General features: G+C 71.5%; 14 protein-coding genes. 9 read left to right on the plus strand and 5 right to left on the minus strand.

Annotated elements, in window-relative coordinates:
* Window positions 1–6: 6 nt before the first annotated feature.
* Window positions 7–1,926 (minus strand): ArnT family glycosyltransferase, encoded by a 1,920-nt coding sequence (locus ACLJQM_RS28815; RefSeq protein ID WP_410633474.1) that lies wholly within the window; start codon window positions 1,924–1,926, stop codon window positions 7–9.
* A 4-nt stretch (window positions 1,927–1,930) separates the two neighbouring features.
* On the minus strand, window positions 1,931–3,466 hold the full coding sequence (locus ACLJQM_RS28820; RefSeq protein WP_410633475.1) for a sensor histidine kinase: 1,536 nt from the start codon (window positions 3,464–3,466) through the stop codon (window positions 1,931–1,933).
* A 178-nt stretch (window positions 3,467–3,644) separates the two neighbouring features.
* On the opposite strand from ACLJQM_RS28820, the gene ACLJQM_RS28825 reads away from it, so the two are divergent.
* Entirely contained in the window at window positions 3,645–4,196 is a 552-nt protein-coding gene (locus ACLJQM_RS28825; protein WP_410633476.1) for a hypothetical protein, read from the plus strand.
* Between the two features lie 20 nt (window positions 4,197–4,216).
* Here ACLJQM_RS28825 and ACLJQM_RS28830 read toward each other — a convergent pair whose 3' ends face one another.
* Window positions 4,217–6,313, minus strand: coding sequence for a fatty acid desaturase (locus ACLJQM_RS28830; protein WP_410633477.1), 2,097 nt, complete (start codon window positions 6,311–6,313; stop codon window positions 4,217–4,219).
* A 138-nt stretch (window positions 6,314–6,451) separates the two neighbouring features.
* On the opposite strand from ACLJQM_RS28830, the gene ACLJQM_RS28835 reads away from it, so the two are divergent.
* The 7 genes from ACLJQM_RS28835 (at window position 6,452) to ACLJQM_RS28865 (ending at window position 12,946) form a co-directional block, all read left to right on the plus strand.
* A complete protein-coding gene (locus ACLJQM_RS28835; protein WP_360781405.1) occupies window positions 6,452–7,042 on the plus strand; it encodes a TetR family transcriptional regulator in 591 nt (196 codons plus the stop codon).
* A gap of 128 nt (window positions 7,043–7,170) precedes the next feature.
* The gene (gene tig / locus ACLJQM_RS28840; RefSeq protein WP_247020598.1) at window positions 7,171–8,562 is read left to right on the plus strand and encodes a trigger factor; all 1,392 of its coding nucleotides are present in this window, start codon (window positions 7,171–7,173) and stop codon (window positions 8,560–8,562) included.
* Between the two features lie 138 nt (window positions 8,563–8,700).
* Window positions 8,701–9,306 carry a ClpP family protease gene (locus tag ACLJQM_RS28845; RefSeq protein ID WP_247020600.1) on the plus strand — a complete coding sequence of 202 codons (606 nt, stop codon included), beginning with the start codon at window positions 8,701–8,703 and terminating at the stop codon, window positions 9,304–9,306.
* A gap of 23 nt (window positions 9,307–9,329) precedes the next feature.
* Window positions 9,330–9,983 (plus strand): ATP-dependent Clp protease proteolytic subunit, encoded by a 654-nt coding sequence (locus ACLJQM_RS28850; RefSeq protein WP_360781402.1) that lies wholly within the window; start codon window positions 9,330–9,332, stop codon window positions 9,981–9,983.
* A 227-nt stretch (window positions 9,984–10,210) separates the two neighbouring features.
* A complete protein-coding gene (gene clpX, locus ACLJQM_RS28855; protein WP_360781400.1) occupies window positions 10,211–11,506 on the plus strand; it encodes an ATP-dependent Clp protease ATP-binding subunit ClpX in 1,296 nt (431 codons plus the stop codon).
* 52 nt (window positions 11,507–11,558) lie between these two features.
* A complete protein-coding gene (locus ACLJQM_RS28860; RefSeq protein ID WP_410633478.1) occupies window positions 11,559–11,969 on the plus strand; it encodes a hypothetical protein in 411 nt (136 codons plus the stop codon).
* A 53-nt stretch (window positions 11,970–12,022) separates the two neighbouring features.
* Window positions 12,023–12,946, plus strand: a complete 924-nt coding sequence (locus ACLJQM_RS28865; protein ID WP_410633479.1) for an anti-sigma factor RsbA family regulatory protein — start codon at window positions 12,023–12,025, stop codon at window positions 12,944–12,946.
* Between the two features lie 27 nt (window positions 12,947–12,973).
* On the opposite strand, the gene ACLJQM_RS28870 is transcribed toward ACLJQM_RS28865, so the two are convergent.
* Together ACLJQM_RS28870 and ACLJQM_RS28875 are read right to left on the minus strand one after the other, a co-directional pair.
* Window positions 12,974–13,855, minus strand: coding sequence for an alpha/beta hydrolase (locus ACLJQM_RS28870; protein WP_410633589.1), 882 nt, complete (start codon window positions 13,853–13,855; stop codon window positions 12,974–12,976).
* A 179-nt stretch (window positions 13,856–14,034) separates the two neighbouring features.
* Complete coding sequence (locus tag ACLJQM_RS28875) at window positions 14,035–14,742, minus strand: TetR/AcrR family transcriptional regulator (RefSeq protein ID WP_410633480.1); 708 nt, start codon at window positions 14,740–14,742, stop codon at window positions 14,035–14,037.
* A gap of 74 nt (window positions 14,743–14,816) precedes the next feature.
* On the opposite strand from ACLJQM_RS28875, the gene ACLJQM_RS28880 reads away from it, so the two are divergent.
* Window positions 14,817–16,253 (plus strand): carotenoid oxygenase family protein, encoded by a 1,437-nt coding sequence (locus ACLJQM_RS28880; protein ID WP_410633481.1) that lies wholly within the window; start codon window positions 14,817–14,819, stop codon window positions 16,251–16,253.
* Window positions 16,254–16,257 lie beyond the last annotated feature (4 nt).

Below are 16,257 nucleotides of genomic sequence, written 5' to 3' on the forward strand. Positions count from 1 at the left end.
GGAACTCTACGCGGTCACGGTGAGGTCGTAGACCGCTACACCGTCCACAGTGGACGCCCGGTGGTGCTCGGCCACCCACTCCGCGATCTGCTGGGCCGCGTCCGAACCCGTGCTGCCCTGCATCGTCATGCCCTCACCCAGGAAGTAGTGGATCCGGCCGGCAGCCACGTACTGCTGGAACTGCGCCAGCGTCGGATAAGGATCGGTCCCGTTGAAGCCGCCCACCGCCATCACCGGCGCTCCGCTCGCCAGCTGGTAACCCGCCGCCGCGTTCGACAACACCGTTGCCGCCGTCCACGTGTACTGGGAGGCGTCCTTCTCCAGCAACGCCGTCAGGGAAGCGCCCGGCATCGTCGTGCTCAGCAGTGAGCCCGGGCCGCCGCCGCGGAAGCCGCCCGGGCCGCGGCCGCCGAAGCCCGATGAGGGGCCTGCCGACGGGATTGCGCCGCTGTGCGTGGTTGCCGCTGTCGCCAGCGTGTACGCGCCCGTTCCGGTCAAAGTCGCGACCAGGGCCAGGACGGCGACTGCGGACGCCGCCCAGCGGGTCAGGTGGGCTGCGAAGAACAGGGCCACCGCCGCCAGCAGGCCGCCCACCAGGATCGTCGGGGCCAGCCATGGCTGCCACGTCGAGCTCGACAGCACCAGGTACGCCGTGAGCGCTGTCAGGGCCACGCCGCCGCTGAGCAGGCCCGATGCCGATGGGCGGGAACGCAGGCGCCACAGCTGGACCGCCGCCGTGCCGACCAGTGCCGCGATCGGCGGGGCCAGTGCGACCGTGTAGTACGGGTGGATGATGCCGCCCATGTAGCTGAACACCAGCGCCGTCACCAGGAGCCAGCCGCCCCACAGGACCAGGGCCGTACGGGAGCGGTCCGTGCGCGGGGCGTGGCGGGTGAACCACAGGCCCGCGCCCAGCGCCAGCACGGCCGCCGGCAGCAGCCACGCGATGCCGCCCGCCATTTCGCTGCCGAACAGCCTGGTCAGGCCGGTCGAACCCCAGCCGCGGCCGGCGCCGCCGCCTACGCTGCCGACCTCGTCGCCCGTGATGCGGCCGAAGCCGTTGTAGCCGAAGACCAGTTCCCACAGGGAGTTCGTCTGGGAGCCGCCGATGAACGGGCGGTCGGCGGGCGGCCAGAGCGCGACCACCACGAGGTACCAGCCGGCCGCCACGACCGTGGAAAGCAACGCGCCCAGCAGGTGCAGCAGCCGCTTGCCCAGCGACACCGGCGCCGCGATCAGGTAAGCGAGCGCGAACGCCGGGAGCACCAGGAACGCCTGCAGCATCTTCGCCAGGAAGCCGAACCCCACCGCGACGCCGGCCAGCGCGAGCCAGCGCGGGCTCGCCTTCTCGGCGGCGCGGACCACGCAGTACGCGGCGGCGACCAGGAGCAGCACCAGCAGCGCGTCGGGGTTGTCGAAGCGGAACATCAGCGCGGCGGCCGGGGTCAGCGCCAGCACGAGCCCGGCGAGCAGGCCCGCGGCCGGGCCGGACGTGCGGCGGACCGCCGCGTGCAGCAGCCACACCGAGCCCACGCCCATCAGCGCCTGCGGCACCAGGATGCTCCACGCGTTGACGCCGAACACCCGCGCCGAGAGCCCCATGACCCACAGCGCCGCCGGGGTCTTGTCGACCGTGATCGCGTTCGCCGCGTCGCTGGAGCCGAAGAACAGCGCCTTCCAGCTCTCCGAACCCGCCTGGGCGGCAGCCGAGTAGAAGGCGTTCGCCCAGCCGGACGCGCCGAGGCCCCAGAGGTACAGCACCGCCGTGCCGAGCAGGAGGACGGCCAGCGCGGGCCGGTGCCAGGTCGAGCGGGCGGTTACAGAAGGGGTCACAGCGGTTTCGCGTGACGCTACACCGGCTTTTCGGGGGTTCCGGGTGGCGGAGCCCCCGGCCCGGGGCGAAGCCCCGGATGTCACAGCGGTCATGAGGTCAGCTTCCGGTGCCGAGCTGGGGCCGGGTTGTGCCGATGCTGTGCACTCGCTGTGCGGGCACGGCCACGGGGAGGCGCACCGCGAACTCCGTCCGCCCGGGACGGCTGTGCACCTCGATGCTGCCGTGGTGGGCGAGCACGACCGCGGACGCGATCGCCATGCCGAGGCCGGTGCTGCCGGCGTTGCGGGAGCGCGACGAATCGCCGCGTGCGAACCGTTCGAAGACTTCGGGGAGCAGGTCCGGGTCGATGCCGGGGCCGTTGTCGGTCACCGTGAGCACCGCGCTGCCGTCGACCGAGCGGGCCAGGGCCGTCACCACCGTGGTGCCGGGCGGCGTGTGCGTGCGGGCGTTGGCCAGCAGGTTCGCCAGGACCTGGTGCAGGCGCTGGACGTCGCCGTGCACGAGGACCGGGTCCGGGGGCAGCTCCAGGAGCCAGTGGTGGCCGCGGCCGGCGACCTGGGCGTCGCCGACCGCGTCGGCGACCAGCCGGGTGAGGTCGACTTCGCGGACGTCGAGCGGGCGGCCCGCGTCGAGCCGCGCGAGCAGGAGGAGGTCCTCGACGAGCGCCGACATCCGGACGGCCTCGGACTGGATCCGGCCCATCGAGTGCGCGACATCGGGCGGCACCAGCGCGCTGCCGCGGGCGGCCAGCTCGGCGTACCCGCGGATGGCGGCCAGCGGCGTCCGCAGCTCGTGGCTGGCGTCGGCGACGAACTGGCGGACGCGGATCTCGCTGTCCTGGCGGGCTTCGAGGGCCTGGGCGACGTGGCCGAGCATCAGGTTGAGCGCCGAGCCGACCTGCCCGACCTCGGTGCGCGGGTCGGTGTCGGCCTCCGGGACGCGGATGGACAGCGCGACCTGACCGCGGTCGAGCGGCAGCTCGGTCACGCGCCCCGCGGTGGCCGCGACGCGGTCGAGCGGGCGCAGCGTGCGGCGGACCGCGAACGCGCCGAGGAAGGCCGCGCCGAGGACGCCCGCGGCGGCGACGCCGAACAGGATCAGCCCGACGGTGACGAGCGTGGCGGTGACCGGTGCCATCGGCAGGCCGGTGACCACGACTTCGCCGGTCCCGGTGACCGGCAGCGCCATCAGCCGGTACTCGCCGAGGTCGTCGAACGACACCGTGTGCGGCCTGCCGTCGGCGGGGACCGAGAGCATGACGGCCTGCTGGGCCGCCGAAAGCCGCAGGCGGTCGCCGTGCTCGGAGATGCTGTCGTCGTGGACGAGCCGCCGCTGCGCGTCGAAGGTGCCGCTCACCGTGCCCACGTTCTGCCCGAGGGGGTGCTGGCCCTGGTCCTCGGGCGGCCCGGCGTCCTGCGGGCGGGCGTTGCTCGCGAAGACGAGGGAGCGGGTCGCGGCGGCGGACAGCTGCTGGTCGACCTGGCGGGTGAGGAAGACGTCGAGCGCGAGTTCGCTGACGACGCCGACGATCAGGCACACCACGGTGAGCAGCACGACCATCGACCCGGTCAGCTTCGCGCGCAGCGAAAGCCGCCCCCGGCGGGGGCGTGACGAGACGGTTCGCGCGGCCATGGGTTCAGCCTCCGGCCGGGCCGTGTGTGCGGCTTGTGTGCTGCCTGTGAGGCGGCTGTGCGGTGGCGGCTGCGGCGATTCCGCCGGTCACAGGAACGGCTGACGGCGGGCACAGTCCGCGCACAGCGTGGGGCCGCACCGTGGACCGCACCGAAGGATCTCTTTAAGGAGCACCACGATGACCACACCGCAGGCACCGTCCACACCGGACCGGACGTGGGGCGCCGCGCCCGCACCGGGCACGCCGCCGCGGGCGGGCTGGTCCCCGGGAAAGAAGATCGCGGCGGGCGCCGTCGCGGCCGTGATCGTGGCCGGCGGGGGAGCGGCGGTCTGGGCCGCTTCGTCGTCCTCGACGGCCACCGGCACGGCCGCGGGGCCGGGCGGCATGAACGGCGGCCCGGGCGGCCCGGGAGGCAGCGGCGGCCTGGGTTCGGCCCTGCACGGCGAGTACGTGTCCTCGGACGGGAACGGCGGCTACGTCACGAAGATCATGCAGACGGGCGAGGTGACGGAGCTGAGCGCGACGTCGCTGACGGCGAAGAGCGACGACGGCTTCTCGAAGACGTACACGATCACGTCGGCGCAGGCGACGGGCCTGGCGACCGGCGACACGATCACGGTGGTGGCGACGGAGTCGGGCACCACGGCGACGGCGACGTCGGTGACGGAGGGCCAGACGGGCGCCCAGCCCGGCGGTGGTCAGGGAACCCCGCCCACCCGGACCGGCTGACGGCGTGGCGGCGCCGGGGGTCAGCGGCGGTCGTAGTCGACCGCGACCTCCGGGGTCGTCGCCCTCGACCGGCACGTCAGGATCCGGTTCGCCGCCGCGTCGTCCTCCGTCAGGGCGTAACGGACGTCCATCTCGACCTGGCCGTGCAGCAGCGTCGCCTGGCACGTCCCGCACGCGCCGCCGGTGCACGAATACGGGACCTCGAAGCCCGCGCGCAGGGCCGCGTCCAGGACCGTTTCCCCGGCGGCGGCCGGGATCGACGTCGTCCGGCCGCCCAGGGTCACCGCCACCGCGGCCGGGGCGCCCGCCGGGTCGCGCAGCGGGGCCGCGCCGCGGAACAGTTCGAAGTGGACGTTCTCCTCCGGGACGTCCGCGTCCGCCAGCGTGCGGCGGGCCAGGTCCGTGAGGCCCCGCGGGCCGCACAGGAACCACTCGTCGACCTTCGCCGGGTGCAGGCGGTTCTGCAGGAGCGCGCGCAGCCGCGTGCCGTCGAGGCGGCCGCGCTGGTAGCGCTCGTGAGAGATGGCCAGTGCTTCGCCGACGACGTCGAACTGGCGGGGCCGGTGCGCGTGCAGGTCCGGGTCGCGCTCGTCGGTGCGGTAGTGCACGACGTGCAGGCGGCCGCCGAAGCCGTCGGCCAGTGCGCTCAGCTCCCGCGCGAACATCGTGGTCGCGCCGGAGGTGTTGACGTACAGCAGCGTCGCCTTGCTGTGCGGCTCCGCCGACAGCGTGCTGACCAGGATGGACAGCACCGGCGTGATGCCGCTGCCCGCGGCCAGCGCCACGTAGTGCGCGGTCCGCGCAGGGTCCGGGGTGTGCGTGAACCCGCCCGACGGCGGCAGGACGTCGAGGAAGTCGCCCTCGGCCAGCGCCGTGGTCGCGTGGCTCGAGAACGCGCCGCCCGGACGCCGCTTCACCGCGATCCGCAGCTCGCCGGACGCCGCGGGCGCGCAGATCGAGTACGTCCGCCGCACCGGCAGCCCGTCGAGCACCGCGCGGACCGCCACGTGCTGGCCGGGTGTGAACCGGAACTCGTCCTTGAGCTGCGGCGGGACGTAGAACGTGAGCGCGACGGCGTCCGCGGTCAGCTGCCGGACTTCGCGCACCCGCAGCCGGTGGAAGCGGCTCGGGCCGAGCGGGGGCGAGGCCGGTGCGGGCACCACGACCTCGGGTTCGGTTTCGAGCCCGGCCGCCGCCAGGTACTCCGCCGCGGTCAGTTCGCGGCCCCACGCGGTGCTCAGCGGGACGTCCCTGGTCAAGTAGGCCTCGCGGTTCTCCAGCCAGACCCGCCGGTACCGGTGGAACGGGACGGCGGGGTGCAGGTGGTGCACCAGGTGCAGGTTCTGGGCCAGCAGCACCGGGGTCAGCAGCCGGTCGAGCCCGACGCGCACCCGGGTGGTGCCGAAGCGGCCCTCCGGTCCCGCGGCGGGCAGGCCGTGGTGCGGCAGCCAGCCGAACGACCACGCGAGCAGGCCCAGCCCGAGCCGCTGCGGCAGCAGGTACACCAGCACCAGTTCGACGCCGTGGCCGCTCGTGACCAGCGCCGCCGCGGCCGTCAGCGCCGTGGCCAGCACCACCAGCGTCTCGGCCAGCTCGTGCGGTGGCCGCGACCGCAGCCGGGCGAAGTAGCAGCGCGCGTAGGAGACGTCGAGGGTCAGCCAGCGCAGCGGCAGCTGCCAGCGCGGGCCCCGCGAGGTCCACGCGTCCGGGTCGGCGTGCGCCGAAGCGTTGGTGTGGCGGTGGTGCAGCCCGTGGACGAACCGCAGCGAGGGGAAGGAGGCGTAGGCCGCGACGAACGGGACCGCCAGCCGCCCGAGCACCTCGTTGACCCAGGTCAGCTTCCCCGCCGAGTGGTGGGCCGATTCGTGGACCACGGTGTACATCGCGAAGGTGACCACGGTGTTCAGCAGCACGGTCACCACCGCCGGCACGAGTCCCGCCAGCAGCAGCCACGTCGCGGTGGCCCACACCGCCGCGCCGCCGGTGAACAGCAGCAGCGCCGGCACCGAGACGGCGGGCAGGCAGACGCGGGGCGCGGGCACGACGGCGCGGGCCGTCCGCTCCCCTGTCGGCGCCACGGCGACCCGGCCGTGCTGCTGGGTGAGGGCGACGGGCATCGAATGGTCTCCTCGGTCGAGAAGCTCCTGGCGAGGCGGGAGTCACCGTAGACAACCCTGACCGGTTTGTAAACGTTCTGGCAGGCTCCGAAAAAAGGGGCTCGCCAGCGGAACGTTAGCGGTGGGTAAGCTCGCCCTATGAAGGCCGTCACCCCCGTCGCCCCGGCGCGCACCCGCGAGCGGCTGCTGGCCGCGGCCGCGGACGTCATCGCCGCGGACGGCTGGGCCGCCGTGACGATGGGGAAACTGGCCGCGCGGGTCGGGGTGAGCAGGCAGACCGTCTACAACGAACTCGGCTCGAAGGCCGAGCTCGCCGAGGCGCTGATGCTCGACGAGACCGACCGCTTCGTCGAGCGGGTGCACGCCGACGTCGCCGCGCACCCGGACGACCCGGTCGACGGCGTCACCGAGGCCTTCCGGCACACCCTCGAAGCCGCCCGCGCCAACCCGCTGATCGAGATCGCGCTCGGCGGCGCGCAGGGCGGCCGCGACGACTTCCTCCCGCTGCTCACGTCCCAGCCCGAGGCGGTGCTGGGCCGGGCCGTCGACGCCGTCGCCGCGGTGTTCGCGGGCGCCTACCCCCAGGTGCGGCTGACCCCGTCGGAGTGGGCGGTCGCGGTCGAAGCCTTCGTCCGGCTGCTGCTCTCCCACCTGGTGCAGCCCAGCGGCTCGGCCGAGCACGCGAGCGGCCAGATGCGCTGGGTGATCGGCCGGATGCTCGGGTCGTGACGCCGCAGGTGGCCCCCGCCCCGGCGGCGCGGGCCACTGGCCTAGACTCGGACCTCCCGGTCTGCAGGTGACCGGGGCCATTTCCGCAGGATTGTCCTACACAATCGTTACCGCTCGAGGAGAAGACCTTGAAGAGCACCGTCGAGCAGCTGAGCCCGACGCGAGTCAAGATCAATGTCGAGGTGCCGTTCGACGAGCTGAAGCCGAACTTCGACCGCGCCTACCGCAAGATCGCCCAGCAGGTGCGCATCCCGGGCTTCCGGCCCGGCAAGGCGCCCGCTCGCGTCCTGGAAAGCCGGATCGGGCGCGGCCCGGTGCTCGACGAGGTCGTCAACGAGGCCATCCCGGCCAAGTACATCGAGGCCGTTCGCGAGAACGAGGTCCGCACGCTCGGGAACCCCGAGTTCGACGTGACCAAGCTCGAAGACCGCGACGTCCTCGAGTTCACCGCCGAGGTCGACGTGCGCCCGGAGATCGAGCTCCCCGACCTCGAAGGCTTCGCGGTCACCGTCGACGACGTCGAGCTGACCGACGCCGAGGTCGACGAGCAGCTCGACGAGCTGCGCGCCCGCTTCGGCACGCTGACCGGCGTCGAGCGCCCGGCCGAGACCGGCGACTTCGTTTCGATCGATCTGGCCGCGACCGTCGACGGCGAGGCCGTCGAGGAGGCGAGCACCACCGGGCTGTCCTACGAGATCGGCTCCGGCCAGCTCGTCGACGGCATCGACGAGGCCATCGTGGGCGCGAACGCCGGCGAGACCAAGACGTTCACCACCCAGCTCGTCGCCGGTGAGCACGCCGGCAAGGACGCCGAGGTGACCGTGACGGTCCAGTCGGTCAAGCAGCGCGAGCTGCCCGAGGCCGACGACGAGTTCGCCCAGATGGCGAGCGAGTTCGACACCATCGAGGAGCTCAAGGGCGACCTCCGCGAGCGCCTCGGCCGCGTCAAGAAGATGCAGCAGGGTGTCCAGGCCCGCGACAAGGTGCTCGACGAGCTCCTGGAGCGCACCGAGGTGCCGATCCCGGAGAAGGTCCTCGACGCCGAGATCGAGAACCGCAAGCACGACGCGATCCACCCGTTCGACCACGACGAGGCGCAGTTCGCCCAGGCCCTCGAGGCCGAAGGCCGCACCCTCGAAGAGTTCGACGCGGAGACCCGCACCGAGTCGGAAAAGGCCGTCCGCACGCAGCTGCTGCTGGACACCATCGCCGACAAGGAAGAGGTCTCGGTCAACGACGGCGAGCTCACCGAGCGGATCATCTACCAGGCCCAGCGCTTCGGGATCAGCCCGGACGAGTACGTCCAGCGCGCCCAGCAGTCGGGCCAGCTGACCGCGATCTACGCCGACGTCCGGCGCGGCAAGGCCCTCGCCTCGGTGGTCCGCAAGGCCGCCGTGACCGACGGCTCCGGCGCCGAGGTCGACCTCACCGAGCTGTTCGGCTCGGACGAGCCGGCCGCTGACGAGGCAACCCAGGAGACGCAGGTCACCGACGAAACGGCGAAGACTCCGGCGGAGTGAAGCTGTGAGCGAACTTGGGCGGTGTCAGGCATTCTGCACCGCCCAAGTTCGTTAGGGTCGGATACAAGATCTCAAGCATCTGAAACGACAGCGGTGGCCGTCAGCACCGGGCCGCCGCCGGCGAAAAGGCAGGCAGACGTGACGCAGCACACGCCCGAGGCGCGGTCCGGCACCGCAGGGCTCACCCTCACCGACTCGGTGTTCGAGCGGTTGCTCCAGGAGCGCATCGTCGTCCTCGGTTCCGAGGTGAACGACGAAGTCGCCAACCGGATCACCGCGCAGCTGTTGCTGCTCGACGCCGACGACGCCGAATCCGACATCCGCTTCTACATCAACTCGCCGGGTGGCTCGGTCACGGCCGGGTTCGCCATCTACGACACCATGCAGCTGATCCGCCCGGACGTCGCGACGTACGCGATGGGCATGGCGGCCTCGATGGGGCAGTTCCTGCTGTCCTCGGGCACGCCCGGCAAGCGCTACTCGCTGCCGCACGCGCGGATCCTGATGCACCAGCCCTCGGCCGGTGTCGGCGGCACCGCGTCGGACATCGCGATCCAGGCGGACCTGTTCAACAAGTGGAAGCGCGAGCTGGCCCAGATCACCGCGGACCAGACCGGGCAGACGGTCGAGCAGATCATCGCGGACGGCGACCGCGACCGCTGGTTCACGGCGCAGGAGGCGAAGGACTACGGGTTCGTGGACCACGTCCTCACCCGCGACATCGCCCGTCCGGCCTCGAACTGAGCCGAAGCACCAAGGAGACTCACATGAGCAACTTCAGGCTCCCGGGTGACTTCCGGGCCCCGAGCACGCCCCAGTCGCGGTACATCCTGCCGTCGTACGTGGAGCGCACCAGCTACGGCGTCAAGGAGTCGAACCCGTACAACAAGCTGTACGAAGAGCGGATCATCTTCCTCGGCGTGCAGGTGGACGACGCGTCGGCCAACGACGTGATGGCGCAGATGCTGCACCTCGAGCACGAGGACCCGGACCGCGACATCACGATCTACATCAACTCGCCGGGTGGCTCGTTCACCTCGCTGATGGCGATCTACGACACCGCGCAGTACATCCGGCCGGACATCCAGACGGTCTGCCTCGGCCAGGCCGCTTCGGCCGCCGCGGTGCTGCTCGCCGCCGGCAACCCGGGCAAGCGCTTCGCCCTGCCGAACGCGCGCGTGCTGATCCACCAGCCCGCCACCGAGGGCACGTACGGCCAGGTCTCCGACCTCGAGATCCAGGCGAACGAGATCCAGCGGATGCGCCGCCAGATGGAGGTCATCCTGGCCAAGCACACGAACAAGGACCCGGACCAGATCCGGGCCGACATCGAGCGCGACAAGATCCTCACGGCCGAGGAGGCCAAGGCGTACGGCATCATCGACGAGGTGCTGCCGTACCGGAAGGCGTCGGCGCTGTAGATCCGCCGGGCCGGTGTGTGTCGAGAAGACGACACACACCGGCATCCTGGTTTAGGGTCGTCCTCTGATGTGCTCCCGGAGCTCGTGGGTGTTCCCGCCCACGGCATCGGACGGGTACCGTCAGTGGCAATGCGTGCGGCTCCGCTCGGTCACGGGTGGCCGGGGCCGCACCGTCGCAACACAGTCAGGCGCGGAAACCCGCGCCGGAGGGGACGAGGTCACAGGCCATGGCACGGATCGGTGACGGCGGAGACCTGCTGAAGTGTTCTTTCTGCGGGAAGAGCCAAAAGCAGGTGAAGAAGCTCATTGCCGGCCCCGGGGTCTACATCTGCGATGAGTGCATCGACCTCTGCAATGAGATCATCGAGGAGGAGCTGGCCGAGGCCGGCGACGTCAAGCTCGACGAGCTGCCCAAGCCCGCCGACATCCACGAGTTCCTCGAGCAGTACATCATCGGTCAGGAAGACGCCAAGCGGACTCTCGCGGTAGCGGTCTACAACCACTACAAGCGGATCCAGGCGGACGACAAGGCCGGCCCGAAGGACTCCAAGGAGGAGTCGGTCGAGCTCGCGAAGTCGAACATCCTGATGCTCGGCCCCACCGGGTGCGGCAAGACCTACCTCGCGCAGACGTTGGCGAAGCTGCTGAACGTCCCGTTCGCGATCGCGGACGCCACGGCGCTGACCGAGGCGGGGTACGTCGGCGAAGACGTCGAAAACATCCTGCTCAAGCTCATCCAGGCGGCGGACTACGACGTCAAGCGGGCCGAGACCGGGATCATCTACATCGACGAGGTCGACAAGATCGCCCGCAAGAGCGAGAACCCGTCGATCACCCGTGACGTGTCCGGCGAGGGTGTCCAGCAGGCGCTGCTGAAGATCCTCGAGGGCACCACCGCTTCGGTCCCGCCGCAGGGCGGCCGCAAGCACCCGCACCAGGAGTTCATCCAGATCGACACGACGAACGTGCTGTTCATCGTGGCCGGCGCGTTCGCCGGGCTGGAAAAGATCATCAACGAGCGGGTCGGCAAGCGCGGCCTCGGGTTCGGCGCGGAGATCCGCACCAAGTCCGAGATCGAGGAGAGCGACGTCTTTTCCGACACCATGCCCGAGGACCTGATCAAGTTCGGGCTGATCCCGGAGTTCATCGGCCGGCTCCCGGTCGTGGCGACGGTGAACCACCTGGACAAGGACTCGCTGGTCAACATCCTGACCCAGCCGCGCAACGCCCTGGTGAAGCAGTACAAGAAGCTCTTCGAGATGGACAACGTCGAGCTCGAGTTCACCAACACCGCGCTCGACGCCATCGCCGACCAGGCGGTCCTCCGTGGCACGGGTGCCCGCGGGCTGCGCGCCATCATGGAAGAGGTGCTGCAGCCGGTCATGTACGACATCCCGAGCCGCGACGACGTGGCGAAGGTCGTCATCACCGAGCAGACCGTCCGGGAAAACGTGAACCCGACGATCGTCGCCCGGCAGCCGACTCGGCGCGCGCGCAGCGAGCGCGGCGAAAAGTCGGCCTGACGCCGGCCGTCTCCGGGCCCGCACGGGCCCGGAGACCGACAGGAAAAGCTGAATGACTGCTGATTCTTTCCCGGGTACCGGGGGCACTGCCCCGGCCGGTGGCGTGCAAGCGCCGCCGCCACCGGCCCCGGCCACCGAACCGGTGGCCGCCGGGCCGGTCCTCGGCTTCCGCGAGCTGAGCGAGCGCGTGATCGCGTCCGTGTTCGAGCGGTACCCGTGGCTCAACCGCGTGCTGATGGGCGTGCTGGCCGTGTGCACCGGCACCTGCGTCGTGGCTGTGGTGTCCCGGCTGTCGCCGTTGCCGCTGCTCCCGGTGCCGTTGTTCCTCGTGGGCGGTTACGGGCTGTGGCAGGCCCGCGGCGCGACCGAACGACGTCAGCTGGTCAACTGGGTGGTCCTGTTCGCGCTCGCGACCATGGTCGGCTTCTGGCTGATTTCGGTCGTCGGCCGCTGGGTGGAGTGAAAACCCGCCGACCGGATCGTTTGACGCCGTGACCGCGTGGGTATGCAGCCCCCGTGGTAGATGCCCTCAGACCGTTCCGGCATCCGGCACTTCTCTACCGTGGTGACGCTGAGTACCTCGATGGTGTCATTCCGTTCCTGCTCGAAGGTCTCGACCGCGGCGAGCCCGTGGTCGTCGCGGTTCCCTCACGCAACCTCCTGCTGGTCGAGAAGGCTTTGGATCGCCGGGCGGGCGAAGTCCGGCTGATCGACTTGAGCCGCGCGGGCCGCAACCCCGGCGCCATCCTGCCTTCCATGCTGCGCGCCCTCGCCGCCGAGCACGAGGGCCCGGTGCGGATCGTCGGCGAGCCGGTCTGGGCCGGCCGCACGGACGCCGAATACCCGGCGTGCGTGGAGCACGAGGCCCTGATGAACCACGCTTTCGCCGGCCGTGACACGGCGGTGCTGTGCCCGTACGACGTCGAGGCGCTGACCCCGTCGATGCTGGCCGACGCCGAGCGCACCCACTCCGAGCTGTGGGGCCTGGCCGGCCCGTTCGTGAGCCCGCGCTTCGACCCCGACGCCGTCCGGGCGGAGCTGAGCCGCCCGCTGGAGCCGCCACCCGGCGCGGCGGAGCGCACGTTCGACATCGCCCAGCTGGCCGCACTGCGGGGCTACGCGGAGCTCTGGGCGGCCCGTCACGGCCTGCGCCGCCCGCGCCGCGACGACTTCACGCTGGCGATCGCGGAGCTGACGACGAACAGCGTCCTCTACGGCGGCGGCACCGGTGTCCTGCGGCTCTGGGCGGCGGGGGACGAGGTGGTCGGCGAGGTGACCGACGCGGGCACGATCACCGACCCGCTGGCCGGCCGCATCCCGCCCCCGGCGTCGACCCTGGGCGGCCGCGGGCTGCTGCTGGTGAACCGGCTGGCCGACCTGGTCCGCACGTACTGGGTCCCGGGCCGCACGACGACCCGGGTCCACTTCCGCTGCGGCTGACACCGGACCCTGCCGGGGCGGCCTGCGTCAGTCCGCGCGGGGGACGTGCTTGCCGAGAAAGCTGATCAGGCTCGGGACCACCGTCCGGTTGAACGGGTCGCCGTGCTTGCCGTGCGCGGTGTGGGCGACCGCCGGGCGGGCCGCGTCGATGTAGCGGCGGACGCCGGTGATGAACGAGTCCTCCGTGCCGCACCAGATTCCGTTGGCGACGCCCTTGGTCTCGTCGATGTGGCGCAGCGGGTCCAGCGCCGTCCAGTCCTGCACGTCGGGGAAGATGTGGCGCTTGGCCATCTCCGGCCACGACGTGATCAGCGCCGGGGCCAGCGTCGCCACCGCGGCCGGTGGCTGGCGCCGTTCGACGCGGCGACGGGTGTAGACCAGGGCGCCGAAGCCGCCCATCGAGATGCCCGTACACGCGAACGGCAGGCCGGCCGGGCCGGCGAAGCCGCGGGCCCGCAGCCACTGCGGGACCTCCTCCAGCAGCATCGCCATCGGGTCGTCGCCCGGGTGGACCTGGTGCCAGTAGTTGTCGCCGCCGTCGACGGCCACGAAGCCGAACGACGGGACCGCCTTGCGGGCGACGTCGCTGGCGAGCTGCTTGAGCGTGCCGGTCGGGGCCGCGCTGCGGGCGTTGCCGTGCAGGCCGTGCAGCACGAGCGACATCGGCAGCCCCTTCGGCGGGGTCTTCGACGGCAGGATGAACACCAGGTCGACCATCCGGCCGCGCGCGGCGGAGTAGACGCGCTCCACGCGGGTGCTGCCCAGCTGGGTCGTCGGGTTCGACGACGTCACGCCCAGCGTGCGCTGCAGGGCCTGGCTGAACGGCAGCTTGCCGGTCGCCGTGCCCACGGCCAGCCCGGTCACGGCCAGCCCCGACGCACCCGCGATCAGCACCGAGCGGCGGCTCAGCCAGCGCCGCGCGCCCTGGACCGCCGCCTCCGCGACAGCCTTCGCGGGCTGCGGCTGGTCCCCACCGCCCGCGCGCTCCGCGTCCCCGTTTTCCTCGTTCACCTGTCTCCGTCCCCCGCCTGCTGCTCATAGGACGCCGCGCACCCGCTCCGCGTTCCCCTCGCGTCCCGCTCGCCGGGTTAGTCGTTCCCACCCTGCCCGGCGTTTCCGGTCCTCGCGCGCCAAGCCGCCTTCGCGGCATCGGTCGAGCGCCCGGCCCGGTCCACAGTGTCCCCGAGACCCACCGCGAGGGTGATGCCGAGGGGTATCAAAATGTGGTCTATGCCCTGTTCGCCGGGCCCGAAGTGCCCGGACGCCTCCAGGGTGACGAAGCCGTGCAGCGCGCTCCACAGCTGGGCGGCCGCCTGGTACTTGTCCGCGGGCCGGAAGCGCCCGGCCTCGATGGCTCGTTCGGTGGCCCGGACGATGTGCTCGAAGGCCTCCAGGCCCTCCGGAGCGGCTTCCCGGCCTTCTTCGGTGGTGAGGTCGGACAGCGTCGCCCGCTTGCCGCCCGGGGCGGACTGGCCGAACGTGACCGCGAACAGCTGGGGCTGCTCGGCGACCGCCTGCCGGTAGGTGCGGGCGAGGCTGAAGATGTCCGCCACCGGGTCGTCGGTCTCGCCGACCCCGGCCAGCCACTCCGAAAGCCGCAGGAAGCCGGCGCGCGCGACCTCGTCGACCAGCGCGGCCATGCCGCCGAAGTGCGTGTACACCGCCATCGTGGAGACGCCGACTTCCGCCGCCAGCTTGCGGGCCTGCAGGGTCTCCGGGCCGCCGTCGTCGAGCAGCCGGATGGCCGCCTCGACGAGCTTGGCCTTGACGTCGGACGCACGCGGTTTGGGGCTCATGCTTGCCAGTATTCCATAACCCTGTTATACCTGTACTCATAACCGAGTTATGGAAGGCGCGGAGGGGTCACGCAATGGGCAACAAGTTCCTCGAAGGAAACTTCGCCCCGGTCAGCCGGGAGCACACGATCACCGAGCTCGCCGTCACCGGGCGGATCCCCGACTTCCTCGACGGCCGCTACCTGCGCAACGGCCCCAACCCGCTGTCCGAAGTGGATCCGGTGGCCTACCACTGGTTCATGGGCGACGGGATGGTCCACGGCGTGCGCCTGCGCGACGGCAGGGCCGAGTGGTACCGCAACCGCTGGGTGCGCAACGAGTCGGTGACGGCGACGCTGAACGGCGAAGACGCGAGCCGGTACTGCGGCCTGGACGCGCTCGGCGCCAACACGAACGTGATCGGCCACGCCGGCAAGACGCTCGCGCTGGTCGAGGCGGGCGCGCCGATCTACGAGCTGACCGACGAGCTCGACACCGTCGGCCGCTGCGACTTCGACGGCACGCTCCCCGGCGGCTACACCGCCCACCCCAAGCGCGACCCGCGCACCGGCGAGCTGCACGCCGTCTCGTACTTCTTCGGCATGGGCAACAAGGTCCAGTACTCGGTGATCGACGCGGCCGGCCGCACGCGCCGCGTGGTCGACGTCGAGGTCACCGGGTCACCGATGATGCACGACTTCTCGCTGACCGAGAAGTACGTCGTGTTCTACGACCTGCCGGTGACGTTCAACGCCCGGATGGCGGTGGCCGCCAACGTGCCGAGCGCGCTGCGCACCCCGGCGAAGCTGGTGCTTTCGGCGGTGGTCGGCAAGGTCCGCGTGCCGGACCCGGTGTCGGCGATGATGGCGAGCAAGATCGGCGCGAACGGCGGCCTGCCCTACCGCTGGAACGAGAAGTACCCGGCGCGGATCGGCGTCATGCCGCGGGACGGCCAGAGCCGCGACGTCCGCTGGTTCGACGTCGAGCCGTGCTACGTCTTCCACCCGCTCAACGCCTACGACGACGGCGACAGCGTCGTGCTGGACGTCGTGCGCCACCCGAAGATGTTCGACCAAGAGCTGCACGGCCCCGGCGAAGGCGGCCCGACGCTCGACCGCTGGACCGTGGACCTCAACGCGGGCAAGGTCCTGGAGGAACGCCTCGACGACCGCGGCCAGGAGTTCCCGCGCGTCGACGAGCGGCTCGTCGGCCGCCCCCACCGCTACGGCTACGCGGTCTCGACCGACGGCGAAGCGAACCCGGGCAACTCCCTGTTCAAGCACGACTTCCGCACCGGTTCCCGCCAGGAGCGGGCGTTCGGCGACGGCCGTCAGCCGGGTGAGTTCGTGTTCGTGCCCTGCCACGAAGACGCGGCCGAGGACGACGGCGTGCTGATGGGTTTCGTCTACGACCCGGCGTCCCAGCGCAGCGACCTGACGGTGCTCGACGCGGGAACCCTGGAGACGGTGGCGGCGATCCACCTGCCCGACCGCGTGCCCAACGGCTTCCACGGCAACTGGGTCGCCTCCTAGACCA

Origin of the sequence: Amycolatopsis sp. cmx-4-83, assembly GCF_046548815.1 — a bacterium.
Lineage (GTDB): Bacteria > Actinomycetota > Actinomycetes > Mycobacteriales > Pseudonocardiaceae > Amycolatopsis > Amycolatopsis pretoriensis_A.